Below are 25,931 nucleotides of genomic sequence, written 5' to 3'. Positions count from 1 at the left end.
AATGATCTGTCAGCGGTATAGATAGGGTTGCGTCAGCGGTCTTGGCAAGGAATGTTGGTGCACTTACGGAAAATCTACTGGGGTAGTATGAAGCTTTCGAGATAGCCTGCTCCACGTTCGAGTTCGCCCAGTGAAGCAGGAAATGTAATATTTGCCAGTGCGGCAGTGGGAAAACCTGCACGGAGCTTCAAGAGGCCATCCTTGTTGCCATCGCCACATAAGGCCAGCGCCAGATCCTCTATGCTGGGATTGTGTCCCACGAGCAACAGCGTCGGCACATCGCCATGTTCACGTATGGCTTGCATGTAGTCAGCCGCGCCGCCGCTATAGATCGTATCGTCGATGATGGTTTCGACCTCGATACCCAGACGTTCAATAATGCCGAACGCGGTTTCTCGCGTTCTACACGAACCGGAAAGAACCACCCGATCAGGATACAGATCGATTGACTTCATCGTCCTTGCAAGCCGGTCGAGCGAAGCTTTGCCTTCCTGATCAAGAGGGCGGTCAAAATCCTTCATTCCAGGTTTCGCCCACACGGCTTTAGCATGTCTAAGGAGAAGCAAACGACTCATCTGTAACGTTCCAAGCTGTGTTTTGTGAGCATTTTCGACCATATTTCGAGCGCAATTGAGCGCTCCGGTGGTCCATTCTCCCGATTTTTTGATGTCTGTCAGCATTATTTACAGGTGCCACATGCCTAATTATTAGGCTGATTATGCTTCCATAGGTTGATGGTGACAGTGACTGGAAAATATACCCACTTTATTGGCAATTGATTGAAGTTATTCTGAAAGTCCAAAGAGCAATTTTTTGCGTGCAGTTTTGAATTGCATAATTTTGATGCAAAATCATACAAAATTGATGCACTAAAAAGTAGTGGGATACGGTTGTTTGATGTTGTGTCCTTGTTGCTATGGAACTATATAACCGCTCGCGTCTCCTAGATGTGGGGTAATTCAGAATGAGTGAATTGATTGACCTTGACTATAGGCCCACTGAAGACGAGCCGTTCATGAATGAGCGGCAGAAGTCTTACTTCCGCGCGAAACTGGTCGCGTGGAAGAATGATATTCTGCGAGAAGCGCGTGAAACGCTTGAGGCGCTACAGCAGGAAAATGCAAACCACCCGGACCTGGCGGACAGGGCATCCTCCGAAACGGATCGGGCAATTGAGCTACGTGCTCGCGACAGACAGCGCAAATTGATCTCCAAAATCGACGCAGCATTGAGCCGCATTGATGAAGGAACATACGGCTTCTGCGAGGAAACGGGAGAACCTATCAGCTTGAAGCGGCTTGATGCGCGTCCAATCGCTACGCTATCTATCGAAGCGCAGGAGCGCCATGAGCGTCGTGAGAAAGTCTATCGCGACGACTAAGCTTCGAGACGGTTTGAAAAATTTATAGGCTGCGGTTTCCGCAGCCTATTTTCTTTGTATCGAGACAAGTTTTGGCCGGAAGCTCAGCTTCTGCGAATTTCATCCTTGGTCAATTCACCGAGAAGCTTTTCCATTTCATCTTCGATATCATCCTTCGCCTTGTCTTCGACAACGTCGTCCGTTGCGGAAATATCAAGTGAGCTTAGAAGCTCATTTTCGAAGAATTCGGTATCGAATGAGATCGCGTCCTTGGCGTCAGCGCTGGCGGCGCTCTCCGAATTGACGTCTGCAGCGATTGCTTCGTGCAACGCACCGCCGAGATCGGCCAGGTTATCGCTCGGCGTTTCTACTGCTACGGCTTCTGTTTCTACAGGCTTTGACTCGGCAACCACGATTTCCGGCTCGACGCGCTCCGGTTCCGAAGAGGCGCTGAATGCCGGAGCTGCAGTCGAAGAGACTGTAGGTCCGGTTACATCGACCGAAGGAGACTTATCCGCAACCGTTGTTTCACGCTCGGGGACGATGCTGCCAAGATTTGCTGAAGCAACCGATGCGGCGGCGGCAACACCGGCTGCAGTGGCGGTCGCACCGGACGAGGTTGAACTCAGAACGCCGCGCGAAACCTGGCTCAATGGATAGGCCGGATGTGCACGTGTTGACTGCGGCTGTGCTTGCGCGGGGCGGGGCGGCAATACGGTGCGTGGCTGCGGCGGATAGTTCGGCGCCGGGCGCGGTTGAGGCCGTGGTTGGGGTGGTTGAGCGGATTTCTGCTCGACAGGTGGTCGCGGCGGGATTGGTGCTGTCGGCGCCTGCGGCGGCACGCGAACAGGTGCAGCAGCCTGCTGGACCGGCTCTTCTCGTGCTGGCTCAGGCTTGCGGTAGACCGGTGCTTCGATTGCGGAGGTGATCTGGATCGCTTCGTCCTTCTCTTCGGCCTGCGGTGTTTGCAGTGAGAGAGCAGGGCGCTCCGCCTTGTCATTGGTCAGGGTTGCTTCGTGCTGCTTGAAGCGTTCGATATGTTCAGGCTCGATGCGTGAAGCTTGCACACGCGCATGAGCCCGCGATTCCATGACAATATTCTGTTCCACCACAACATCGGTTGGCCCACCGATGAGCAGGAGATGTTCCACGTCGTCGCGGCGAATGAGCACGAGCTTGCGTCGGCTGTCGACTGCTGCTGCGTCCATCACCGAAAGGCGCGGCTGTCGCGTACGCCCGTTGGAAACGAAAGTACCTCCGCTGAAACGGCGAATGATACTGAGAACAACGAAAATTCCGCCAAGAATGATCGCAAATATTAGGATGAAGCCAACAATATTAGCCGCACTCTCTCCAACGATGCCGCTGAGCCATTCCTTCATGCGGATACCCTCTTATACAATAAACGAAAAACCTGCGACGAATGGAGACTGCGCTTCCCCCGGCACTCCGCATCATCACATGATTGGTACAGTAGTTGAATTTCTAAGCCTTGGGAATGTTTCTTGGAAATGCGAGAAATATATGATCCCCAGGCAAAACGGTGCAAAAAAGTCCAATTTGCACCGTTTCAGTGCAGCAATGCTTGTACTGCTCGCCGATTAAAGCATTCTGCGAATCGGATATACCCTGACATATTGGCTGCGCGTTCCCACGTGAGAGCTGAACTGTGCGGAAAAGTGCATTCGAGAAAATCGGATATGCGGATGATTGAAATGACGTCTTGGCTGATCGAAAAAATGCATGGCACCCGGGGCACCCGGATGCCTGTTGGTGCTCGGCCACGCAACATGAAAGGGCAGCAGGCTTGATGTCGCGACAGACGGACAACGCTTACCCGAAACCGCTCGTAATGCCCAAGCGCAATCGCAGCGGAGCTCTTCGCCTGCTGATCGTCGGTATTCTGCTTACGGTCGCCGCAATCGCCTATTTTGTGTTCCGCGACCAGCTTGGAGATGGATTCGCCCTCGTTCTTATGGGCATTCTGTCGATGGTCGGCGTATTCTACCTTTTCGGCGCAGCAACGGGTCTCATTCAATTCAGCCAGAAGAACGGTGAACAGGACCTCGCTCATTCCTTCATGGATTCGCAGCCGGAAGGGACTGTCATTTCCGACGCGCGCGGCCAGATCGTTTATGCCAATCAGGCTTATGCCGTCATGACTGGTGTTGCGAATGCCGAAGGAGTCCGTTCGCTCGATAATGTATTGACGGCAGAACCCGCGGCATCCGATGCCATATACCGTCTGACGAATGCCGTTCGCGATGGTCTGTCGGCACAGGAGGAAGTGCGTCTTTCCGGCGGCCTTTCCCGTGAAGGGCATGGCTCGCTGGCGCCTGTCTGGTATCGCATCAAGGCGCGTCCCGTTGAAGCCGGACACGAATTCAAAAGCCCGTTCGTCGCGTGGCAGATTGCCGATATTTCTGACGAGCGTGCGGAGCAGGAGCGATTCTTTCAAGAGCTGCAGGAAGCGATCAATCACCTCGATCACGCGCCAGCTGGGTTCTTTTCTGCCGACCCTTCCGGCCGGATCATCTACCTCAATGCGACGCTTGCAGAGTGGCTTGGTGTCGATCTGACCCAGTTCACACCGGGATCGTTGACACTCAACGATATAGTGGCAGGCAGCGGAATGGCGCTCATCAAGGCGGTGAAAGCCGAGCCGGGCACAAGCCGCAACACCGTCATCGATCTTGATCTCATCAAGCGGAACGGACAGAGCCTCGCCGTTCGCTTCTATCACCGTGTCCAGGCTGCGCGTGATGGAACGCGCGGTACGAGCCGTACCATCGTTCTGGATCGTGCGGAGGGCGAGGATTCATCAATGGCGCTGCGCTCCGCAGAAGTGCGCTTCACGCGTTTCTTCAACTCGGCTCCGATGGCCATCGCTGCGGTTGATTCTGCCGGACATATACTGCGCACCAATGCGCGCTTCCTCGATATTTTCGCTCCTGTTGTCGATCGTGATGCGATTGACGGCAATGCGAAGCTTGAAATCGTCGTGCATGAACGCGATCGCGAGACCTTCAACAGAGCGCTTGCCGCAGCCTTTGCAGGACAGGCAAGCATTTCGCCTGTTGATACGGTGTTGCCGGGCAACGAAGAGCGGCACATCCGCTTTTATATGAGCCCTGTCACTGATCTGGGCGGCGAGCGTGCCGAAGAAGCGGCGATTATCTCGGCTGTCGAAACAACCGAGCAGAAAGCCCTCGAAAACCAGATGGCGCAGAGCCAGAAGATGCAGGCTGTCGGCCAGCTTGCAGGTGGTATTGCGCACGACTTCAACAACGTTCTGACGGCGATCATCATGTCGTCGGACCTGCTGCTGACCAACCATCGCGCATCCGATCCGTCGTTCCCGGACATTATGAACATCAAGCAGAACGCCAATCGCGCGGCCTCGCTCGTGCGCCAGTTGTTGGCCTTCTCGCGCCGTCAGACGCTTCGTCCGGAAGTGCTCGACCTGACCGACGTTCTTGCAGATCTGCGTATGCTTCTGGCTCGCCTTGTCGGCAAGGATATAGAGCTGAAGATCGATCATGGACGTGATCTCTGGCCGGTCAAGGCCGATCTCGGACAGTTCGAACAGGTTGCCGTCAATCTCGCGGTCAATGCACGTGATGCCATGCCGGACGGCGGCGAAATCACGTTGCGTACCCGTAACGTGTCGACGCAGGAAGTCGCAAAGCTGCATTATCGCGATCTTCCGGAAGCGGACTATGTGGTCTTCGAAGTGGAAGACACCGGGACGGGCATTCCTGCGGATGTGCTCGAAAAGATTTTCGAGCCGTTCTTCACGACGAAGGAAGTGGGCAAGGGTACGGGTCTTGGGCTGTCGATGGTCTACGGGATCATCAAACAGACCGGTGGCTTCATCTATTGTGATTCCGAGGTTGGAAAAGGCACGACGTTTAAGATCTTCCTGCCACGCCTCATCGAGGAAAAACGCGCCGACGATGCTCCGGTTGTCGTGAAGGAAAAGAAGGTCGAGAAAGCAATCGATCTTTCCGGTTCCGCGACCGTTCTCCTGGTGGAAGACGAAGACGCGGTCCGTATGGGCGGCGTACGCGCACTCCAGTCACGCGGTTATACAGTCCACGAAGCGGCTTCCGGTGTCGAAGCGCTTGAAGTCATGGCAGAGCTTGGCGGCGAGGTGGATATCGTCGTATCGGATGTCGTCATGCCGGAAATGGATGGTCCGACACTGCTGCGTGAGCTTCGCAAGACGTATCCTGATATCAAATTCATCTTCGTGTCGGGTTACGCGGAGGATGCCTTTGCACGCAATCTTCCAGCTGATGCCAAGTTCGGATTCCTGCCAAAGCCATTCTCACTCAAGCAGTTGGCGACCACAGTTAAGGAAATGCTGGAGAAGCAGGATTAATACTTCGGCGAGGCTGATACCGTGATGCCTGAAGGCAATATTGCCATTCTCGGAGGCGGGCCATCTGGTCTGATGGCCGCCGAAAGACTGTCAGCGCGAGGCTATCGCGTGACGGTCTACGAGCAGATGCCGACAGTTGGCCGCAAGTTCCTGCTTGCCGGAAAGTCAGGGCTGAACATTACGCATTCGGAAGATTTTGCAACTTTCGCGAAACGCTTCGGCTCAAGCATTGACCGTATATTGCCAGCCTTGACGGCTTTCGGCCCGACCGAATTACGTGCCTGGGCGGATGAATTGGGTGCCGAGACATTTGTCGGCTCATCCGGTCGTGTCTTTCCCAAAGCGATGAAAGCGTCTCCGCTTTTGCGGGCTTGGGGAAAACGTCTGGAAGATCAGGGCGTTCGCATTCTCACCCGACATCGCTGGATTGGCTTCGAGGGCAATAGTCTCAAGATCGAGAACCCCGACGGTGTTCAGACGATTACATGCGATGCTGCGCTCTTTGCTTTTGGTGGCGGAAGCTGGCCGAAGCTCGGTTCCAACGGCCTCTGGATCAATGAGTTTCAGCGAAGGTCAATCGATATAGCGCCGTTTCAACCCGCAAATTGCGGTTTTGACGTTGCCTGGAGCGACTTCTTTGCTGAACGCTTCGCCGGTGAACCGGTGAAGTCTGTTATCGCAACTTCCCATGCAGGCGCGACACAGGGCGAGTTTGTCATTACACGCGGTGGGGTTGAGGGTAGTCTCATCTATGCGCATTCCGCAGCTCTGCGCGATAGCTTGCAAGAAAACGGGAAGGCGTTTCTGACGCTCGATCTTGTTCCCGGACGAACTACGGAGCGACTGGAAAGTGATATTGCCCGGCAGGATACAAAGCTGAGCTTTGGCAATCTGTTGCGCAAGGCTGCAGGTCTGACGGGTGTAAAAGCTGCTCTGGTGACCGAGTTCACCCGCGACAGAAGTCCGGAAGCGCTGGCCGCCACGATCAAGGCTATTTCCATTCCACTGCTCCGCCCGCGCCCGCTGGATGAAGCGATTTCGTCGGCAGGCGGTATTCGTTGGCATGAAATCGACAAGAACTACATGCTGCCGAAGCTACCCGGCATTTTCGTTGTCGGAGAAATGATCGACTGGGAGGCTCCAACTGGCGGCTATCTCCTGACTGCCTGTTTCGCGATGGGCCGCGCGGCGGCGGACGGTATCGATGCATGGCTCGAAGCAGGTAACACGTTCGGCGGGAAATAAGACGACACTGACTTCTTTAAGTGGAAATCAGCACATTCGGATATACGGCTGATCGACTGCGGGCTAAGCTGCCGGACAGTGGCATTGAATGCTTGCCGTCTGAGGGGAAGGTACATTCGCATGAATTCAGCTTCTGCCGTCGCTTCACATCCGCTTTTGAGACAAAGAGACGGGCACCATGCTCGGGTGACATTCGAGGAATTGTTCTTCGATCTGGTCTATGTTTTCGCGGTTACGCAGCTCAGTCATGAACTTCTGCATAATCTGACGCTCACCGGTGTTGTCGAAACGCTGATCCTCTGGTTCGCAGTATGGCTCGGCTGGCAATATACCTGCTGGGTGACAAACTGGTTCAACCCGGAAACGCCGCAGATACGCAGCCTTTTGTTCTGCGTCATGCTGCTCGGTTTGGTGATGGCATCGTCCATCCCCGGTGCTTTCGCTGACAAAGGCTGGATATTTGCTCTGGCCTATGTGGCGATTCAGGTCGGCAAAACAGCCTATATCGTGTTTGTTCTGGGGCAGGACCATCCACTTGCCGCCAATTACAGGCGTATGCTCGGTTGGCTCACTATTTCCGCTGTCTTCTGGATAGCCGGTTGTTTCGTCGAGCATGAAGCCCGTATGGTGTTGTGGCTTATTGCTGTGCTTTGCGAATATTTATCGCCGATGTTCGGCTTTGCGCTACCGGGTCTCGGACGCTCTCACACCAGTGATTGGACCATTGAAGGCGGACATCTGGCGGAGCGTTGCCAGTTGTTCGTAATCGTGGCACTTGGCGAAACGGTTTTGGCTACCGGGGCAACCCTTGCAAATGCTGAAGTCTGGAATTTGGCCCTCATGTCGGCGCTGCTGGCCACTTTTCTCGGGACGCTTGCCATGTGGTGGCTCTACTTTGGCACCTCCAGCAAGGATGCGACAGATACGATCACCCACTCCACTGATCCTGGACGGATTGGCGCATATTTCCACTATGTTCACGCCATTCTGGTGGCCGGGATTATCGCAACGGCAGTTGGAAACGATCTTGTCATGGCCCATCCGCATGATCCGTTGAAGACTGCTTACGTTCTTGTTCTTGTCGCAGGACCGGCGATCTATCTGATTGGCAGCGCCATCTACAAGAAGGTTGTCTATGGCGTTATTCCCACGTCACACGCCTTTGGTGTTTTGGCTCTACTGGCAGCGATCCCTGTCGGCTATATGGCCGATCTATTGGAAATGGGCATATTGACGACGGTTATCATGCTGGTCGTGAGTGTTTGGGAGGGGCGCAATAAAAGACTGCGCTCGGCTGCGATGGTAGGATAGGTGGGCTTTCGACGCCGCCGTTCGATCCCTATCTACGGACACAAATCATATTTCGGAAGCCTATAGCGCATCATGTCAGATATACAGTCCGTCGATCAGCAGCCAGCCGATAATGGCCACGTGAAAGTCGCCCGCAAGGTCGACATTGTGGTTATTGGAGCCGGGCAGGCGGGACTCTCGTCGGCCTATCATCTGAATAAGCTTGGTCTCGCAGGCGAACGGCAATTCGTGGTTCTGGACAAGGCCGCAGGGCCGGGCGGAGCCTGGCAATTCCGCTGGCCTTCGCTAACTCTCCAGACTGCCAACGCCATTCACGATCTCCCAGGCATGAAGTTCGAGGATATTGTCGAAACGACCAATGGCGAGGTGCGTGCATCGGTTGCCGTCCCACAATATTACCGCGCCTATGAGGAAGCCTTCGATCTTCCGGTGCACCGTCCTGTGGCCGTGAAAGTCGTTTGCGATCGTGGCGAACGGCTTCGTGTGGAGACAGATCGGGGCAACTATTCGGCACGCGGGATCATCAACGCGACCGGCACATGGGAGTCTCCTTATATCCCACCCTATCCGGGTGCGGAGCTTTTCAAAGGCCAGCAACTTCACACGCGGGATTATCAGACAGCTGACGCCTTCAAGGGCAAACGTGTTCTTGTCGTCGGCGCGGGTATCTCGGCTGTGCAGCTTCTGGACGAGATATCGCGTGTGACGGAAACCGTATGGGTCACGCGCAAAGAACCTGCTTTCCGGGAAGGTCCGTTTACACCGGAGTTGGGCCGTGCTGCCGTGGCTTTGGTTGAGGAAAGGGTACGCCGGGGCTTGCCACCTGGATCGGTCGTTTCAGTAACGGGGCTGCCGTTGACGCCGGCCATTGAAGCGGCACGCGCTCGCGGTGTGCTCAACCGTTTGTCCATGTTCAGCGAAATCACGGAAACAGGTGTTCGGTGGGACGATGGAAGTGAACAATCCTTTGATGTTATTTTGTGGTGCACAGGATTTCGCAGTTCGCTTGACCATCTTGCCCCGCTGCAATTGCGCAATGCAGAAGCCGGTATTCTCATGACTGGACGCCTTGCAACACAGGTGGCCGCCGATCCCCGTATTCATCTTGTTGGTTATGGCCCATCTGCCTCGACCATCGGTGCAAACAGGGCAGGTGGTGTCGCCGCGCGGGAGTTGGCAAGTTATCTCGGCTTGGTATGATTGACGTAACGACTATTTGCGAGGGGCAGCATGAAGCGTATTCTGAAGTTTGTCGGTCGTCTTCTGCTCGTCATCGTGCTGGGAGCAATTCTCTGGCTGGCGGTTCGACCGCCTGAGCTGTTGCGTGTCGGCACCGGCTATGCTGCCAAGATTGTCTGTTCAAATGTTTTCATTGCCGGTCGGGATGCTGATGCCGTCCTTGCAGACGATGTTCAGGCACCGGGAAACCCGCTGCTGCGGTTTCTGAATGCCGCCCTCGACAAGAATAATAACAGTGTGACGGTGCGGATTTTCGGCTTCTTTGCACCAAGTACCGCAATCTATCGCCCAGCGCTGGGATGCGCGAATATCCAGAAAGATGATTTGCGCGTTGAAATTCCGACCGGCCCGCAGGTGCCCGCAGAACCGATCCGAATTGAGACCGATCCAGCGGTGCAGGCTGTGATTGAGGATCAGGTTCTGGCCGGGCCGGGAATGCGCGCGATTGCGGTCGTCCGCGACGGCAAGCTGATTGCCGAGAATTACGGTTCGGGTTTTAATGCGGATACGCCTTTACTGGGCTGGTCCATGACCAAGTCCGTCATCGCGACACTGATCGGCATGCGCATTGCTGAAGGGCGCATGAGTTTGGAAAGCACAGCCCTTTTACCGGAATGGAAGAACGATGAGCGGGCAAAGATTTCTCTCGCAAATCTGATGGCGATGAATAGCGGTCTCCGCTTCGATGAGGACTACGGCACAGTAACGGATGTCACGCGCATGCTTTATCTGGAGCCGGATATGGCCGGGTTTGCTGCGTCTTTGCCGCTGGAGGCGGCGTCAGGGACGAAATTCAATTATTCCAGTGGAACGGCGAATATTCTGTCAGAGCTTTTCATGGATAGTTTTAACAGCCGCGAGGAGGCGCTGGCTTATCCGCGGCTTGCCCTATTCGGTCCGCTTGGCATGAACAGCGTCATTTTGGAGACGGATGCGTCAGGCGTCTTTGCCGGTTCTTCCTATATGTACGCTACCGCCCGTGATTGGGCTCGGTTGGGCGCGTTTCTCGCGGATGGTGGAAACCTGTACGGAAAGCCGATCCTGCCTGCGGACTATATTTCATTTATGCGCAAACCCAGGCCCGAGTCCGAAGGGCGCTATGGTTCCGCTCAGGTCTGGCTGCAGATTAGCGGTGTGAAGGCAGGTGAGGATGGCATTCCGGAAGATGCATTCTGGATGTCGGGCCATGACGGGCAAAGCGTCATGATCGTTCCTTCAATGCATCTTGCTGTCGTCCGTCTTGGCCTGACACCGTCTCGGGCACGCTATAATGTTCAACGTTTGAACGCCAAGGTGATTGAGGCTGCTCGACAGGCGCATTGATTGTCAGTTTGCGAAAATCGTTACCGCTCGGATTCTGGAAGGCGCTGAGGCCGAATTCCGGCAACACCGCGTAAAGGTGATCGAAAATATCTGATTGAATCTGTTCGAATGACGCCCAGACGGTCGTGTTCGTAAAGCAGTAGATTTCCAGCGGCAGTCCTTCGGGAGTAGGGTCCATCTGGCGCACCAGCAATGTCATGCCTTTGTGTATGCCGGGGTGATTGCGCAGATAATTGTCTACATAGGCCCGAAACGTACCGACATTGGTGAACTGACGCCTGTTGACCGGATTGTTGGCGCGGTCGCCAAGCTTCTGGTTCCATTCGGCGATTTCCTTGGCCTTCTTGGGCAGATAATCCGCCAGCCAATCAACTGTGCCAAGTCTGGCTCGCTCGTCATCCGACAGAAAACGAATGGTGTTTTGATCGATATAAAGCGCGCGCTTGATGCGGCGCCCGCCGGATTCCTGCATGCCGCGATAGTTCTTCATCGGCTCGGTGATGAGCTTGCGGATCGGAATGGTGGTGATCGTCTTGTCGAAATTCTGGACCTTGACGGTATAGAGCGCGATTTCCGTGACATCGCCATTGGCGTCGAGATTCTTCATTTCAATCCAGTCGCCGACACGAACCATGTTGGACGAGGCGATCTGCATACTGGCGACCAGAGAAAGCAATGTGTCCTGAAAGACAAGGATTAGCACCGCGGCCATAGCACCGACACCGGAAAGAAGGATAACCGGCGACTTGTCCAGCAGTGTCGCAATGACAAGGACTGCCGCCACGATGTAGACAGCAAGTTTGGCCACCTGAATGTAGCCCTTTATGGGGCGGTATCTGGCTTCGGGACGGCGATGATAGAGCGTATCGATCAGCCCAAAGACTGAATTGACCGCCAAAGCCAGCGTCAGAATGATGAAAGCTATCGCTACATTCCGAATAACGGTGATCACGCCTTCGGGCAGGCCCGGCACCGCCATGATCCCGGATGAAATAATCAACGCCGGAACGATATTGGCAAGACGGCTGATGACACTGTGTCTTTTAAGCTCTTCGTCTTGTCCGAAAGAGGTTTTCTGGACAAGACGTTCGAGTAGTTTGAGCAAAATCGCCTTGATTAGAAAGTTTGCAATGAAAGCTGAAAGAAATAATCCTCCAAGCGCCACAAGGGTTTCCGCCCAGGGATGAGCAATAAAAAATTCGGACAATAGACTTTCCTGAGATTAACCTGGTGAAAATTGGGGGCCGTGTTGCGATGCTTGTATCATGTTCTACCAGGAATTAAGGCGGCCATATGAATATTTCAACCGCGAGTAATGGTTATTTGCATCAAAACCCCGGCCATAAGGCCGGGGGGTAGACTTGTCGTATTGCTCATCGAGACCGTATCATTGGGCTGGAGGTGGTGATGCCGGAGCTGTATCGCTTGCTGGGGCATCAGTCGTCGGGGCGTTGGTCTCGTTTGCTGCTGATGGATCGGCTACACCGTCCACAAAAAGCTTCGAGCGATCGAATGCCGGCGCATCGGTCAACTGCTGTTTGGTCGCCTTTATGACCAGCCATTTTTTGCCGTCACTGCGGGTTGCAAGCTGCAGTTGATCCGGGCTTACAGCTACGTCCTTCTCGCCGATTCCAAGAAAACCACCCACGCCGATCACCGCAGCTTCAATCTCACCTTCGGGGCTGGCGATAAGATCATTCAGCTTGCCGACAGTCTGGGCGTCAGCAGCATCACTTTCATAGACGTTCTGTCCGATGAAAGAGGTGACGAGAAGCTGGCCCTCTTTCGGTTCCAGAAAGCCGACCTTGTCGGTCTCACCCGATGTGGGATTGCCAAACATGTCCTTGGACGAAACCGGCATTTCCTCTGCCGCAGCCGGTGGCTCGGCAGGTGCTGGCGTTGGTGCAGTTGTCTGAGCATAAGCAGCGCCGCTAATCAGCAATGCACACGTCGTCGTCAGAAGTGTAGTCCTGAACATAACTATCTCCTTTATACGTTCGGTTGCTTAGACTGAACGTGGAAATAGTCGGTTCGTTCCGAAATTTGTTGAATTTCAGTATTTCATCATAGAACTATTATTATATATAATTGTTCCTTTAAAATACTTTAAGAAAAGAAAAGCCCGCATAAAGCGGGCTTTTTTATTTTCGTATACTACGAATTTTACTTAGCTGCAGCCACTCGTTGCACCGCAAGTGTCGCACTTGAGGCACGTTCCGTTGCGAACCATGGTAAAGTTCTGGCATTCGGTGCAGCTGTCGCCGGTATAGCCCTGCATCATCGACTTGATGCGGCGGTCAGCTTCCAGCTTCTTGGCGGCATTCGCACTTTCCGCGCGGGCAGAAGCAGCGTCTGCTGCAGCCTTATCCGAGAAAAGTTCGGTTGCTGTTGCCGATGTGCTTTCCTGCTGCTGTGCCGGAGCAGGTTGCTCTTCCAACTCCCGCTTGAAGGCGGTCGCACCATCCGTCACCAGACCGATTGTTGCGGGGCGATTGCCCGTCGGCGTGGTCGACTTCAAGGTTGTGACGTTGGAAGCCTGCGGCACAGAATTTGTCGATCCCTTGGCTTCGTTAGTCGAGTTGGTCACCAGAGTGGGCTTGTAACCACGCGTCCAACCGGTCGAGACCAGATTGGTCTTACCTTCCTTGATACCCTTGCCAAGCGCCGTATTACCGAAGTCGCTTGTGTCGACATGGGCGAGGTCATTGCGTCCGAGATAGGACACTGCCAGCTCACGGAAGACATAGTCGATGATCGACGTTGCGGTCTTGATGGCATCGTTGCCGATGACCATGCCTGCCGGTTCGAATTTCGTGAAAGTGAAGGCTTCCACATATTCCTCGAGCGGTACGCCGTACTGCAAGCCGAGCGATACGGCGATGGCGAAGTTGTTCATCATTGCACGGAAAGCAGCACCTTCCTTGTGCATATCGATGAAGATTTCACCGAGGCGTCCATTACCGAACTCGCCGGTGCGCAGATAGACCTTGTGACCGCCAACGACTGCCTTCTGCGTATAACCCTGACGACGGTTCGGCAGCTTTTCGCGCTCATGCACGATCTTTTCGACAACCTTTTCGACGATACGTTCGGTTACCTGAACGGCGCGGGCTGCAGCAGGGGCTTCGATCAGTGCCTCGACTGCATCGTCTTCGTCCTCATCATCCGAGATGAGGGCGGCGTTGAGCGGCTGCGAAAGCTTGGAGCCGTCGCGATAAAGCGCATTGGCCTTGAGCGCCAGCTTCCAGGACAGCATATAGGCGTTCTTGCAGTCCTCGACGGTTGCGTCATTCGGCATGTTGATCGTCTTGGAGATCGCACCCGAAATGAACGGCTGTGCGGCTGCCATCATGCGAATGTGGCTATCCACCGAGAGATAACGCTTGCCGATCTTGCCACAAGGATTGGCGCAATCGAACACGGCGTAGTGCTCTTCCTTGAGGAACGGCGCCCCTTCGAGGGTCATTGCGCCGCAAACATGGATGTTGGCAGCTTCGATGTCCTTCTTGGCGAAACCCAGCGCCGGGAGCATCTCGAACGAGAAATCGTTGAGCTGTTCATCGGTGAGCTTTAGCACGTCCTTGCAGAAGTCTTCGCCCAGCGTCCACTTGTTGAAAGCGAACTTGATGTCGAATGCGCTTTTGAGAGCAGCATTCAGGGCTTCGATCTTCTCGTCGGTGAAGCCCTTGGACTTCAAAGAAGACGGGTTGATGCCCGGAGCCTGATTGATGTTGCCGTGACCGACAGCATAGGCTTCGATTTCAGCGATCTGGCTTTCCGAATAGCCGAGCGTGCGGAGTGCTTCCGGTACGGCGCGGTTGATGATCTTGAAGTAACCGCCACCAGCGAGCTTCTTGAACTTCACCAGCGCAAAATCTGGCTCGATACCGGTCGTGTCGCAGTCCATGACGAGGCCGATCGTGCCGGTAGGCGCGATGACGGTGGACTGTGCATTGCGGTAGCCATGCTTTTCGCCAAGTTCCAGCGCCTTGTCCCAGGCAGCACGTGCATGGGTAATCATATCCTGATCCGGGCAATCCTCGGCAATCAGCGCCACCGGGTTGACGGCAAGGCCTTCATAGCCTTCGGTTTCACCATGGGCAGCGAGGCGGTGGTTGCGAATGACGCGCAACATATGCTCGGCGTTTGGCTCGTAGCTTGGGAAGGTCCCGAGTTCCTTTGCCATTTCAGCGGAGGTGGCATAGGCTACACCGGTCATGATCGCCGTCAGCGCGCCGCAGATCGCGCGGCCTTCGTCCGAGTCATAAGGAATGCCGGAGGTCATCAGCAGGCCGCCAATATTGGCATAGCCGAGGCCGAGCGTGCGGTATTCATAAGAAAGACGGGCGATTTCCTTCGACGGGAACTGCGCCATCATCACCGAGATTTCGAGAACGATGGTCCACAGGCGTGCCGTGTGCTCGTAAGCTGCAATATCGAATGAACCATCCTTGTTGCGATAGGTGAGCAGGTTGATCGACGCCAGATTGCAAGCCGTGTCGTCAAGGAACATGTATTCCGAGCACGGATTGGAAGCGCGGATCGGACCGGCGGTCGGGCAGGTGTGCCAATCGTTCATGGTCGTGTTGTAGTGCAGGCCCGGATCAGCGGACGCCCAGGCGGCGTAACCGATCTTTTCCCACAAATCGCGCGCCTTCAGCGTCTTCATGACGCGACCGTCGCGACGAGCTGTCAGGTTCCAGTCGCCGTCGTTTTCGACAGCGCGCAGGAATTCGTCCTTCAGCGAAACGGAATTGTTGGAGTTCTGGCCCGAAACAGTCAGATAGGCTTCCGAATCCCAGTCTGTATCGTAGGTCTTGAACTGAATGTCGGTGTAGCCCTGACGCGCGAACTGGATCACGCGCTTGACGTAGTTTTCCGGAACCTGGTTCTTCTTTGCGGCCTTGATTTCGCGCTTCAGGGCAGGGTTCTTCGCCGGATCGAAGCAATCATCATTGTCCGCTTCGCAGTTGACACAAGCCTTCATGATGGCGGTCAGATGCTGCTTGACGATCTTGGAACCGGTGACGAGCGAAGCAACCTTCTGCTCTTCCTTGACCTTCCAGTCGATATATTCCTCGATATCCGGATGATCGATGTCGACGACGACCATCTTGGCGGCGCGGCGGGTCGTGCCGCCCGACTTGATCGCACCTGCGGCGCGGTCGCCGATCTTCAGGAAGCTCATCAGACCGGAGGATTTGCCACCACCGGAAAGTTTTTCACCTTCGCCGCGCAGATAGCTGAAGTTGGAGCCCGTGCCGGAGCCATACTTGAACAGGCGTGCTTCACGGACCCACAGATCCATGATGCCGCCTTCATTGACGAGATCGTCGCCAACGGACTGAATGAAGCAGGCATGCGGCTGCGGATGTTCATAGGCCGACTTGGACTTGGTCAGTTTGCCGGTCTGCCAGTCGACATAGAAATGGCCCTGGCCGGGACCGTCGATGCCATAGGCCCAATGCAGGCCGGTGTTGAACCATTGCGGGCTGTTTGGAGCCACACGTTGGGTCGCGAGCATATAGGCAAGCTCGTCGCGGAAGGCGAGGGCATCTTCCTCAGAGGCGAAATAGCCACCCTTCCAGCCCCAATAGGTCCAAGTGCCGGCGAGACGGTCGAAAACCTGGCAGGCGTCCATTTCGGAGCCGTAGCGATCATTTTCAGGCAGCTTGGCAAGCGCGTCCTCGTCAGCGACCGAGCGCCACAGCCATGAGGGAACGTCGTTCTCCTCGATCTTCTTCAGCTGTGCGGGAACGCCAGCCTTGCGGAAGTACTTCTGTGCAAGAATGTCCGCGGCGACCTGGCTGAACTGCGCGGGCACATTGATGTTCTCAAGACGGAATACGATGGATCCATCGGGATTCTTGATCTCGCTGGTCGCAGTCCGGAACGCGATGTCCGCATAGGCCGACTGATTCTCTTTCGTGAAACGGCGTTCGATCTTCATCTGTCCCATCCAAACGTTCTATATATAGTAGCTCTAGTGACGGTTTTCAGCCACGGCCTGTCTGTATCGCGTCTCTGTCAAAACAGCTCTTCTGCGGGGAGGAGCGTCTTGTTGGGGAGAAAACTCCCGGAAATCCGCTTCCACCTCATCAAAGCCCACGAAAAAACGCCTCAGGGGAGCTTAATTGCAACCTTGCTAGCGTGATCGCGATCAAAAATCGGCGGAACGAAAATACCTTATCTTGTAAGAAGCATGAGCGCAAATACTAAATCTAGTGTTAACGCTGTTTCTGATTGATGTTGCATCTGCTTCTCCAGAGAAGGGCGAACCCAGAATTTGGGCGCAAGAAAGCACCGAGCGAAAACCGCACTTTCAAAGCGCAACGCTCGTTCGATACTCAACTTGACCGAAAAAAGGACCGGCAGATTACAACGCCCGATCACGCTACTTACGCAACGATAGTATCATAAAAAACGACTCGGCTTCGAGCGTCAAGCAATGGTTTGTTGTAACGCTCCAGCATCTAGATATTGTGCGTAACAGCTTGGGGCAAATGTGGATAACGGGGAGAAGCGACACTTTTGCGAACCAAGCCGGCTATGTGATTTGGGGAGCCTGGATAGCCGCTATTATTAGCAGTTAGAGGAACAAGCACGGCAGCGTCGACTGTCGAAAGAGAAAATCCCTGCAAAAGGATCGTAATCCGGGGGAATGTTGCATTGAAGACGGCTTGCGGGCTGCTTACTCCGCAGCAGCGGCAATTCCCGAATCACCAAAATGGTTCAGTAACTGCTTCAGTTCGGTCTCTTCGACGCGATTGGCCGCTTCCTGCGGCGACACCCATTCGCAGATGCGCTGATCCCGCTCAGGCCAGTCTTTCTCCTGCCCGGTGAACTGCACCGCGAATACCGCCGCCGTGAACTGGTTTATGCGTTCAGGTGGCAGATCGGTCTTGCAGTAGCAGAAACTACCGATTGGTACTGGTGAGACCTCACCACGAATGCCTGCTTCTTCATAAGCTTCACGAAGAGCAGTATCTGCCAGAGTGCGACCAACTTGCGGCCAGCCTTTGGGGATGATCCAGCGGCCTGTACCGCGGCTCGTAATGACGAGAACCTTGAGGGTGCCCATGTCGCGACGATAGACAAGCGCCGCAACCTGCTGCAAACGACCGGAAGGCGTCAAAATACGCTTTTCGGTTGCAATCAGTTGTTTGGCCTGCGACTTCACCGCGAAAATCCCCTTTTTATCTATAGCATGATCCGATTCGCCAAAATAACAACTGATTAGTTAGGCAGCTGACCTTTGAAAATATTCAAAAAAGCTTTTATTTTAAAGGTATTACTAAAATTTCGGCAGGAGATGGCGGCTTTGAAAACGCTATCTGCCTCTAATCGGCGTTATTTCGATGCGCTTTCCATAAGGTGCGATTGCGGCGGAAATATCACCGCAATCGCGTTCGTTTGTTTTCGTTTCGCAGCGTTTTGATCTGGCGGATGTGAATCCGCCAGTTTTATCGGAAGTGCATTCGATGGATTTATGGCTTCAAGTCTGTCGGGCTTCAGCCGCGCTTGTCGCCTGCGATCGGTTCCTGATAGGTGAAGCCCATATCCCAAGGGAAATAGATCCAGGTGTCCTGAGACACTTCCGTTACGAAGGTATCGATCAGCGGACGGCCTTTCGGCTTGGCGTAAACAGTCGCAAAATGGGCCTTCGGCATCATTTCCCGCACGATGGCTGCGGTTTTGCCGGTGTCGGTCAGGTCGTCTACGACAATGACGCCTTCGCCGCCATTTTCCAGAAGTGTTTCGCTCACACCCTTGAGGATCTGCATGTCGCCTTGCGACGTGTAGTCGTGATAGGAGGCAATACAGACGGTTTCGATGAGACGAATGCCGAGTTCGCGGCAGACAATGGCTGCAGGGACCAGACCGCCACGCGTGATGGCAACAATTGCGTGCCAATCGCGATTCATACCGGCAATCCGCCAGGCGAGGGCGCGGGCATCACGGTGGAACTGATCCCATGAAACTGGGAAGGCTTTATCTGGCAAGGACATCGAAACGCTCCGTGGAACGATCCGGAGCTCGTTCTCCGGACCTTTAAAAACCAAAAATGCGCTATGACGGATTGCCAAGCGCTGTAACTGTCAGGATCTGCGGCTTTTCTTCGTCTGCGCCCTTTCAGGCGGGCGGCAAGAGAGGAAAAGGCTCTCCACCCGGCACAGTCAGCGCCGGGTGATGCTGATAACCGCAAAAATGGTGTTCTTGCAAGCGTGTCGTGTCATCACAGGCTAGTTGTCAGCCAGTTGTTGGCCAATTGCCGGATCAAACTGGCTTCAATCGTGTCTTCTAACGCGAGAAAAGCGTGAGAATGGGCAGCTCGTTCAGCATGGAGCGCGTCACTCCGCCAAAGACCAGTTCACGCAACCGGGAATGACTGTAAGCGCCCATCACGAAAAGATCAGCGCGTTCAGCGATGATATGTTCCCTCAACGCATCCTGCGCATAACGTCCGTTGGATGCCAGTGCTGTGGTCGTCACATCAATCCCGTGCCGGGACAGTGATTCCGCAATATCGTGGCTCGCCAAAGCCTGATCCTCGCCTTCAATTTCCGGTGGATCGACCCAAACGATTTCCGTTCTGTCGGCATGTTTCATCAAGGGCAGGGCGTCGAAAGCGGCCCGGGCCGCTTCCCGCTTGCCGTTAAAGGCGACGACGATCCGGTCGAGCGAAACCATCTGCAGCACCGGTGCATAGGGAACCAGCAGAACAGGGCAGCTGGAATTGAAAACAATCGTATCGGCGGTTTCGTCGTTGGTGGCCGGATCGTCGGGGTCGGGTTGCCCGGCGATCAGCAATTCGGCTCCAAGACAAGCAGTCAGCACGCCATCAGCAGCGGTGCCGGTTTCGGATCGCGTGATGCGATATTCATAGTTGGTGCCCTGACGGCGCATCTCTTCCTCGAAGAGATGTTTCAGTCTTTCGGAAAGTTCCTTGTGCTGCTTGTCATGCAGTTCGAACATTCCCGGATCGATGAAGCCGTTCGGGTCGGCATAGACGATGGGCGAAGGGATTGAATAAAGCCCGATGACGTGAATATCGGGCACCTTCTGCTTTAGAAGTCCAACGGCGGACACAACCCGCTTCAACTCGGATTCACTGCGAGAATAGGCAACCACCGTCTTGTAGGACATGACCGAACTCCTTCCGGCTGTGTTTCTATTTTAGCATATAGTGCAACGAGTTGCGCGGGCAAAAGGTTGCAAAGGATTAAGCGGCACCTTTTGTTTCGAGCGACGAGATCATTTTTTCGATTGCATCAATTGCCGTATCGATTTTTTGAGGATCGCTCCCGCGGACGACAAGTTCCGTGCTGAAGCGCCCATTCTCGAATTTCGGATAGGAACCGATGATTGTGTCGGGGTTTTCTTTCTGGATTTCCGTCAGGGGCGCGCCAATCACGCCTTCGCCAAAAGGACAAAGCACCGATCTGGACAGAAGCTTGCGGCCGGTCTTCAGTGTGGGCAGTACATTGTCAAGCATTGCCTGAAACACGGAAGGCACGCCTGCCATCACATAGACATTGCCGATATGAAAGCCGGGTGCGGCGGAGATCGGGTTCGCTATATGCTCAGAACCTTGCGGCATACGTGCCATGCGCTTACGCGAGTCGGTGAATTCCAGCCCGCGCTTTGCATAATTGTCGCCAAGCAGTTTCATGGCTTTTTCGTCATAGATACAAGGCACGCCAAAGGCCGCAGAAACCGCATCGGCGGTGATGTCGTCATGGGTAGGGCCAATGCCACCGGACGTGAAAACATAGTCATAATGCGGTCGCAGTGCATTCAAAGCGGCGACGATGGCGATTTCTTCGTCCGGAACAATCCGTACTTCCTTGAGATCAATGCCCGCCGCTGTCAGGACATCGGCGAGATGTCCGATATTCTTGTCCTTGGTGCGGCCTGAGAGAAGCTCGTCGCCAATTGCCAGCATGGCTGCCTTGACGGCTTGCTGCGGATTGTTGGTCATATCCAGACTCCATTTTCTGGCATCAGTTAAGCGCCAGCAGGACAAGGCTGCAACTGCTTTATTGCAGCATTTTATTCGTGTGCGAGAAGTTGCGCCTTTCCAAAGAAGGCGGCTCCCCTAATTGAACCTGTCGAGGTTGGGACCTCACAAATCGGGATATGGAGACGTCACATGGTTAAAGTGCTGGTGCTGTATTATTCGGCCTATGGTCACATGGAGAAAATGGCCAAGGCGGCGGCTGAAGGTGCGCGCGAAGGCGGCGCGGAGGTCACGATCAAACGGGTGCCGGAACTGGTTCCGCCGGATGTCGCGAAAGCCTCGCACTATAAGATCGATCAGGATGCGCCGATTGCCACGCCGGCTGAACTCGCGGATTACGACGCCATCATCATCGGCACCGCTACCCGCTATGGCATGATGGCGGCTCAAATGAAGAATTTCCTCGACCAGACCGGCGGTCTCTGGGCAAAGGGTGCCCTCATTAACAAGGTCGGGTCGGTGATGGTTTCCACAGCCACGCAGCATGGTGGCGCGGAACTGGCGTTGATTTCCACACAGTGGCAGATGCAGCATCAGGGCATGATTATCGTCCCGCTTTCCTATGCCTATCAGGGGCAGATGGGAAATGATGTGGTGCGCGGCGGTGCTCCCTATGGGATGACGACAACTGCAGATGGCGACGGTTCGCGCCAGCCTTCGGAACAGGAACTGGACGGGGCGCGGTTTCAGGGCAAGCGTGTTGCCGAAATCACCGCCAAGCTGAACAGTTGAGTGGAGTAGCAGCTATTGAAAAGCCGCAGATTCAATCTGCGGCTTCTCTGAAAAAATAGTTTAGAAAGATCAGTTAACTGTTTCTGTTTTATTATCTTTTTCAATAACATGATAAGTCATTTGCGGATAAGGGATGTTGATCCCGGCTTTGTCAAATTCGATCTTCACCGTTTTGATTGTGTGGCGCGACACCTGCGCATAATCGGCGCTGTTTATCCAGTAGTTGGCGCTGAGAACGACTGCACTGTCGCCCAGTTGCGATACGAAATAGGCCGGTGCGGGTGTTGAGAGAACACCTTTCTGATCTTCGACAATCTTCTTTATGATCGCGAAGGCCTGATCGATATTGTCTTCGTAGCCAATCCCCACCTTGAACTCGTGCATGCGGGTTTTCATGCGGCTGTAATTGGTGACGGGCGTATTCCAAAGAGAGGAATTGGGTGCCAGCACGTAAAGGCCATCAATGGTTTTGAGCTCCGTCGCAAACAAGCCGACGTCTTGCACGGTGCCGACGACGGTGCCTGCACTGATATATTCACCAACGCGAAATGGCCTGAGGACCAGAATCATGATGCCTGCTGCGATGTTCTGCAACGTACCTTGAAGGGCGAGGCCGATAGCAAGGCCAATGGCGCCTAGCGCTGCGAGAATGGACGCGGTCTGGACGCCAAACTGCCCGAGAACCATGACCAGAATAATGACGAGTATGCTGTAGCGGACGACAGCGCCGAAGAATCCGACCAGAGTCTGGTCGAAGCCGCGAATTTTCGACAGCGACTGTATGGTCCATTTTTGAAGGATTCCGGCCAGTATCCAGCCGACGCAAAGGATAATCAGCGCACCGAGTGTGGAGACTGAATATCGTATGAGAAGGTCGTACATCTGGAGAACGAATGCGTTTGTATTTGCGATCAACTGTGTGGCTTGCTCTTCCATTGTTCCGTCTGCATCTGTTTCGAGTAGGGGAAAACTGGAGGATAGGGCAGCAAATTGTCAAGGCGAGGTTGCCTGGAGCGGATATGGGAAAACTGAGCGCAAAAGGAGGAGGTGGTGCGGTCGGCGGGACTTGAACCCGCAAGTCTAAAAGACGACGGATTTTAAGTCCGTTGCGTATACCAATTTCGCCACGACCGCAGCAATTACCCACGTCTATGTCATGATTTGTGTCACGAATTCAAGCCACAAAGCCTGTTAACATCAACAGTTAGTATTGCCGAATATATGCTTACTCTAAATCGTTGATTTGGCGACCTGACGAGCTTCAACCTTGTCTGCATTGTCAAACCCATGTAGCCATGGGCGGAAATCCAGCAGGAAATGCAGAAAGTCGAATAATGACCGCCTTCGTCAAATCCGTATCCGAGGCCGAAAAGGCAATGCGCGCGCTGTTTCCTGAAACGCCGCTGCAGCTCAACGATTACCTTTCACGGAAGTACGGTGCGGAAATTTGGCTCAAGCGCGAAGATCTCACACCGGTCCGATCCTACAAGATTCGTGGCGCTTTCAACTTCATCTCCAAGGCGGTCGAAACGACCGACAAGAATGCGGTGTTCGTTTGCGCTTCCGCAGGCAATCATGCGCAGGGCTTTGCATTCGTCTGCCGCCATTTTGGCCGCAAGGGTGTCGTTTTCATGCCGGTTACGACGCCGCAGCAGAAAATCGACAAGACCCGCGCTTTTGGCGGCGAATTCATTGAAATTAAGCTGGTGGGCGATATTTTCGACGTTTGCTATGCCGCGTCGCAGGAGTTTGCCGCAAGCCAGAAAGGCGTGATGGTGCCGCCTTTCGATCATCCCGGTATCGTTGAGGGGCAGGCGACGGTAGCGCTTGAGATCGAGCGGCAGTTGCCGGAGGGAAAGAAGCCCGACTTTATTCTGCTGCCTGTCGGTGGCGGCGGATTGTCCGGCGGCGTTACGCAATATGTTTCAGATCTGGGCTGGAAGACGAGTTTCCGCTTTATCGAGCCACAGGGCGCAGCGAGCCTGAAAGGGAGCCTTGAAGCAGGCAAGCGTATCAAACTTACGCATGTCGACAATTTCGTCGATGGTGCAGCTGTTGCCGAGATAGGAAAAGAAAATTTCAAACTTCTCAAAGGGTTCGATCCGAAAACTGTTATAACTGTTCCGGAAAACCGGCTTTGCGCAACAATCATCGAAATGCTTAATATTGAGGGCGTTGTGCTTGAACCAGCGGGCGCGCTCGGCATTGATGCGCTGAAGGATTTCAAGAAGAGCGACCTCAAAGGTAAGCGCATCGTCATTGTTGTTTCGGGCGGCAATTTCGATTTCGAACGCCTGCCGGATGTTCGTGAGCGTGCACTGCGCTTCGAAGGTTTGAAGAAATATTTCATCTTCCGCTTCCCGCAAAGGCCGGGCGCGCTTCGCTCGTTTCTTGATCTTCTGGGACCTGAAGATGATATTGCGCGTTTCGAATATCTGAAGAAATCTGCGCGTAATTTCGGTTCAGTTCTGATCGGCATCGAAACGAAGAACGCAGCGAACTTCAAGCTTCTGGAAAAGAAATTCGCAGAAGCCGGTTGGGCCTATCAGGACATAACGGACAATCAGGTGCTCGCTGATTTCATCATCTGATTTCGGTGCCTTAAGCGAAATCAGTTGCTTTTTGGACGAAAACACCCCATATGCCGCGTCAGGCGCATGGGCCGACGTGTTCGTCGGCTTTCCCGGCATTGGACTTGTTGCGTCTCGCCTCTGTCTCCCGGAATGGTCCGGAAGCGGGGAGACCCGAGAAAATGTTCGGGCACGGCAGCGCAAGTCGCCTGGAGTTTACAAGCTTCGGCGTCCCGTCGTTATCATTGAACAGATAGAGTTCGGCAAGTTGCGCTTGACCGGCATTTGTATGCGGACCATGACATCATGGTGCCGCCGAAAGAGATTGAATTGACAAAAGAAATTACGGGCGGCTTTGCCGCTCTCGGCGTTACCGGCATTTTGCTCAAGGGCGTCGAAGCCGCTGGCATGACCGAGCCGAAGCCGATCCAGTTGCAGGCGATTCCACACCAGCTTGAAGGCCGCGATATTCTTGGTATCGCGCAGACGGGCTCCGGCAAGACCGCAGCTTTCAGCCTGCCGATCCTGCAGAAGATCATCGGCCTTGGCGACAAGCGCCGTCCAAAAACTGCACGCGCGCTGATCCTGGCACCAACGCGTGAACTCGCCGTGCAAATTGAACAGACGATCCGCAATGTTTCCAAACACGCGCATATCTCGACAGCGCTTGTGTTGGGCGGCGTTTCCAAGCTGTCCCAGATCAAGCGCATCGCACCGGGCATCGACGTTCTGATCGCCACGCCTGGTCGTTTGACCGATCTGATGCGTGACGGTCTGGTAGACCTTTCGCAGACGCGTTGGCTCGTCCTCGACGAAGCGGACCGTATGCTGGACATGGGCTTCATCAACGATGTGAAGCGCATTGCAAAAGCGACGCATTCCGATCGTCAGACCGCGCTGTTTTCGGCCACCATGCCGAAGGAAATCGCGTCGCTGGCAGGAAGCTTGCTGCGTGATCCGGTTCGTGTGGAAGTCGCTCCGCAGGGAACGACGGCTGCTGAAATCACGCAGGTTGTGCATCCTGTGCACACCAAGGAGAAGCGCCGTCTTCTTTCCGCGCTGCTGGGTGACAAGGCTATGCGTTCGGTCATCGTCTTCACCCGTACGAAACATGGTGCCGATGCAGTCGTCCGTCATCTGGAACGCGATGGCTATGAAGTCGCTGCCATCCACGGCAACAAGTCGCAGAATGCACGTCAGCGCGCGCTGAACGGATTCCGTGATGGATCGCTGCGGATTCTGATCGCAACCGACATTGCTGCACGCGGCATCGACGTGCCGGGTATCAGCCACGTCGTGAACTACGATCTGCCTGACGAGCCGGAAACCTATGTGCACCGTATTGGCCGTACCGGCCGTAATGGCGCTAGCGGCGCATCGATCACGCTCTATGATCCGGCAGCGGAAGAATCCAAGCTGAGAGCGGTTGAGCGTGTGACGCGTAACAAGCTTCCGATCAAGGATGCACCTGTGGAGCTTGCACCTGCTCCGGCACCGCGCGCAGCGGCTCCGGGCGAACGCCCACAGAAGACCCAGCATCGCAAGGGCGGAACGGCGCAGAAGCCGCGTCGTGCAGCCCCGAAGTCAGGCGACCATCGTACAGGCGGTCACGCAGCAGGTGAAGCCGCTCCGAAAGCGAAGCGTCCGCTCCGCCGCAAGCGCCGCAATGCCAACGGCAATGGCGGACAGCGCGCAGCGTAAGCTTGCCTTGAATATTTTTTCAAAAAGCCGCCCATTTCGGGCGGC

At 54.7% G+C, this 25,931-nt stretch carries 18 protein-coding genes, 1 tRNA gene and 1 pseudogene; 9 read left to right on the top strand and 11 right to left on the bottom strand.

Annotation, left to right across the window (positions count from 1 at the left end; translation table 11 throughout):
- Positions 1-74: 74 nt before the first annotated feature.
- Positions 75-575: a histidine phosphatase family protein gene (locus KWJ32_RS17440; RefSeq protein WP_040130128.1), complete on the bottom strand. Its 501-nt coding sequence runs from the start codon at positions 573-575 to the stop codon at positions 75-77.
- A gap of 389 nt (positions 576-964) precedes the next feature.
- Between KWJ32_RS17440 and dksA the strand changes: the two genes are divergently transcribed.
- Positions 965-1,381 carry an RNA polymerase-binding protein DksA gene (gene dksA, locus KWJ32_RS17435; RefSeq protein WP_010660068.1) on the top strand — a complete coding sequence of 139 codons (417 nt, stop codon included), beginning with the start codon at positions 965-967 and terminating at the stop codon, positions 1,379-1,381.
- An 83-nt stretch (positions 1,382-1,464) separates the two neighbouring features.
- Here the strand turns inward: dksA and KWJ32_RS17430 are convergent, their stop codons facing one another.
- Positions 1,465-2,742: a flagellar biosynthetic protein FliO gene (locus tag KWJ32_RS17430; RefSeq protein ID WP_012092023.1), complete on the bottom strand. Its 1,278-nt coding sequence runs from the start codon at positions 2,740-2,742 to the stop codon at positions 1,465-1,467.
- 428 nt (positions 2,743-3,170) lie between these two features.
- Between KWJ32_RS17430 and KWJ32_RS17425 the strand changes: the two genes are divergently transcribed.
- The 5 genes from KWJ32_RS17425 (at position 3,171) to KWJ32_RS17405 (ending at position 10,862) form a co-directional block, all read left to right on the top strand.
- A complete protein-coding gene (locus KWJ32_RS17425) occupies positions 3,171-5,744 on the top strand; it encodes a PAS domain-containing sensor histidine kinase (RefSeq protein ID WP_012092024.1) in 2,574 nt (857 codons plus the stop codon).
- Positions 5,745-5,768: 24 nt separating this feature from the next.
- Positions 5,769-6,989: a TIGR03862 family flavoprotein gene (locus KWJ32_RS17420; protein ID WP_012092025.1), complete on the top strand. Its 1,221-nt coding sequence runs from the start codon at positions 5,769-5,771 to the stop codon at positions 6,987-6,989.
- A 120-nt stretch (positions 6,990-7,109) separates the two neighbouring features.
- On the top strand, positions 7,110-8,300 hold the full coding sequence (locus KWJ32_RS17415; RefSeq protein ID WP_012092026.1) for a low temperature requirement protein A: 1,191 nt from the start codon (positions 7,110-7,112) through the stop codon (positions 8,298-8,300).
- A gap of 72 nt (positions 8,301-8,372) precedes the next feature.
- On the top strand, positions 8,373-9,500 hold the full coding sequence (locus tag KWJ32_RS17410; RefSeq protein WP_012092027.1) for an NAD(P)-binding domain-containing protein: 1,128 nt from the start codon (positions 8,373-8,375) through the stop codon (positions 9,498-9,500).
- 30 nt (positions 9,501-9,530) lie between these two features.
- The gene (locus KWJ32_RS17405; protein ID WP_012092028.1) at positions 9,531-10,862 is read left to right on the top strand and encodes a serine hydrolase; all 1,332 of its coding nucleotides are present in this window, start codon (positions 9,531-9,533) and stop codon (positions 10,860-10,862) included.
- 10 nt (positions 10,863-10,872) lie between these two features.
- On the opposite strand, the pseudogene KWJ32_RS17400 reads toward KWJ32_RS17405, so the two are convergent.
- The 7 genes and pseudogenes from KWJ32_RS17400 to KWJ32_RS17370 form a co-directional block, all read right to left on the bottom strand.
- Positions 10,873-12,069: pseudogene (locus tag KWJ32_RS17400) on the bottom strand (mechanosensitive ion channel family protein); the annotation flags it as partial.
- Between the two features lie 180 nt (positions 12,070-12,249).
- Positions 12,250-12,840 (bottom strand): PRC-barrel domain-containing protein, encoded by a 591-nt coding sequence (locus KWJ32_RS17395; protein WP_151609929.1) that lies wholly within the window; start codon positions 12,838-12,840, stop codon positions 12,250-12,252.
- 189 nt (positions 12,841-13,029) lie between these two features.
- Entirely contained in the window at positions 13,030-16,812 is a 3,783-nt protein-coding gene (locus tag KWJ32_RS17390) for a vitamin B12-dependent ribonucleotide reductase (RefSeq protein WP_040130132.1), read from the bottom strand.
- A gap of 741 nt (positions 16,813-17,553) precedes the next feature.
- On the bottom strand, positions 17,554-18,042 hold the full coding sequence (locus KWJ32_RS17385; protein ID WP_012092032.1) for an NUDIX hydrolase: 489 nt from the start codon (positions 18,040-18,042) through the stop codon (positions 17,554-17,556).
- Between the two features lie 331 nt (positions 18,043-18,373).
- Complete coding sequence (gene gpt / locus KWJ32_RS17380) at positions 18,374-18,871, bottom strand: xanthine phosphoribosyltransferase (RefSeq protein WP_012092033.1); 498 nt, start codon at positions 18,869-18,871, stop codon at positions 18,374-18,376.
- Between the two features lie 292 nt (positions 18,872-19,163).
- Positions 19,164-20,009, bottom strand: a complete 846-nt coding sequence (locus KWJ32_RS17375) for a universal stress protein (protein ID WP_125300244.1) — start codon at positions 20,007-20,009, stop codon at positions 19,164-19,166.
- 76 nt (positions 20,010-20,085) lie between these two features.
- A complete protein-coding gene (locus KWJ32_RS17370; protein WP_012092035.1) occupies positions 20,086-20,844 on the bottom strand; it encodes a competence/damage-inducible protein A in 759 nt (252 codons plus the stop codon).
- A gap of 171 nt (positions 20,845-21,015) precedes the next feature.
- Here KWJ32_RS17370 and wrbA point away from each other — a divergent pair, with 171 nt between their 5' ends.
- Positions 21,016-21,615: an NAD(P)H:quinone oxidoreductase type IV gene (gene wrbA / locus KWJ32_RS17365; protein ID WP_010660082.1), complete on the top strand. Its 600-nt coding sequence runs from the start codon at positions 21,016-21,018 to the stop codon at positions 21,613-21,615.
- A 69-nt stretch (positions 21,616-21,684) separates the two neighbouring features.
- On the opposite strand, the gene KWJ32_RS17360 is transcribed toward wrbA, so the two are convergent.
- Positions 21,685-22,551: a mechanosensitive ion channel domain-containing protein gene (locus KWJ32_RS17360; RefSeq protein WP_012092036.1), complete on the bottom strand. Its 867-nt coding sequence runs from the start codon at positions 22,549-22,551 to the stop codon at positions 21,685-21,687.
- Between the two features lie 112 nt (positions 22,552-22,663).
- Positions 22,664-22,749: transfer RNA gene (locus tag KWJ32_RS17355), tRNA-Leu, on the bottom strand.
- Positions 22,750-22,946: 197 nt separating this feature from the next.
- On the opposite strand from KWJ32_RS17355, the gene ilvA reads away from it, so the two are divergent.
- Together ilvA and KWJ32_RS17345 are read left to right on the top strand one after the other, a co-directional pair.
- The gene (gene ilvA / locus KWJ32_RS17350; RefSeq protein WP_029376102.1) at positions 22,947-24,206 is read left to right on the top strand and encodes a threonine ammonia-lyase IlvA; all 1,260 of its coding nucleotides are present in this window, start codon (positions 22,947-22,949) and stop codon (positions 24,204-24,206) included.
- Positions 24,207-24,491: 285 nt separating this feature from the next.
- Positions 24,492-25,886: a DEAD/DEAH box helicase gene (locus tag KWJ32_RS17345; protein WP_346016084.1), complete on the top strand. Its 1,395-nt coding sequence runs from the start codon at positions 24,492-24,494 to the stop codon at positions 25,884-25,886.
- Positions 25,887-25,931: the final 45 nt, after the last annotated feature.

This window comes from Ochrobactrum sp. BTU2, from assembly GCF_024539785.1.
Taxonomy (GTDB): Bacteria; Pseudomonadota; Alphaproteobacteria; order Rhizobiales; family Rhizobiaceae; genus Brucella; species Brucella anthropi.
This window is presented reverse-complemented; position numbering and strand designations above follow the sequence as displayed.

Excerpts from the sequence above, each read along its gene's own strand:
- KWJ32_RS17440 (WP_040130128.1), bottom strand. The coding sequence starts at position 575 with ATGAGTCGTTTGCTTCTCCTTAGACATGCTAAAGCCGTGTGGGCGAAA.
- dksA (WP_010660068.1), top strand. The coding sequence starts at position 965 with ATGAGTGAATTGATTGACCTTGACTATAGGCCCACTGAAGACGAGCCG.
- KWJ32_RS17430 (WP_012092023.1), bottom strand. The coding sequence starts at position 2,742 with ATGAAGGAATGGCTCAGCGGCATCGTTGGAGAGAGTGCGGCTAATATT.
- KWJ32_RS17425 (WP_012092024.1), top strand. The coding sequence starts at position 3,171 with ATGTCGCGACAGACGGACAACGCTTACCCGAAACCGCTCGTAATGCCC.
- KWJ32_RS17420 (WP_012092025.1), top strand. The coding sequence starts at position 5,769 with ATGCCTGAAGGCAATATTGCCATTCTCGGAGGCGGGCCATCTGGTCTG.
- KWJ32_RS17415 (WP_012092026.1), top strand. The coding sequence starts at position 7,110 with ATGAATTCAGCTTCTGCCGTCGCTTCACATCCGCTTTTGAGACAAAGA.
- KWJ32_RS17410 (WP_012092027.1), top strand. The coding sequence starts at position 8,373 with ATGTCAGATATACAGTCCGTCGATCAGCAGCCAGCCGATAATGGCCAC.
- KWJ32_RS17405 (WP_012092028.1), top strand. The coding sequence starts at position 9,531 with ATGAAGCGTATTCTGAAGTTTGTCGGTCGTCTTCTGCTCGTCATCGTG.
- KWJ32_RS17395 (WP_151609929.1), bottom strand. The coding sequence starts at position 12,840 with ATGTTCAGGACTACACTTCTGACGACGACGTGTGCATTGCTGATTAGC.
- KWJ32_RS17390 (WP_040130132.1), bottom strand. The coding sequence starts at position 16,812 with ATGAAGATCGAACGCCGTTTCACGAAAGAGAATCAGTCGGCCTATGCG.
- gpt (WP_012092033.1), bottom strand. The coding sequence starts at position 18,871 with ATGTCCTTGCCAGATAAAGCCTTCCCAGTTTCATGGGATCAGTTCCAC.
- KWJ32_RS17375 (WP_125300244.1), bottom strand. The coding sequence starts at position 20,009 with ATGTCCTACAAGACGGTGGTTGCCTATTCTCGCAGTGAATCCGAGTTG.
- KWJ32_RS17370 (WP_012092035.1), bottom strand. The coding sequence starts at position 20,844 with ATGACCAACAATCCGCAGCAAGCCGTCAAGGCAGCCATGCTGGCAATT.
- wrbA (WP_010660082.1), top strand. The coding sequence starts at position 21,016 with ATGGTTAAAGTGCTGGTGCTGTATTATTCGGCCTATGGTCACATGGAG.
- KWJ32_RS17360 (WP_012092036.1), bottom strand. The coding sequence starts at position 22,551 with ATGGAAGAGCAAGCCACACAGTTGATCGCAAATACAAACGCATTCGTT.
- KWJ32_RS17345 (WP_346016084.1), top strand. The coding sequence starts at position 24,492 with ATGGTGCCGCCGAAAGAGATTGAATTGACAAAAGAAATTACGGGCGGC.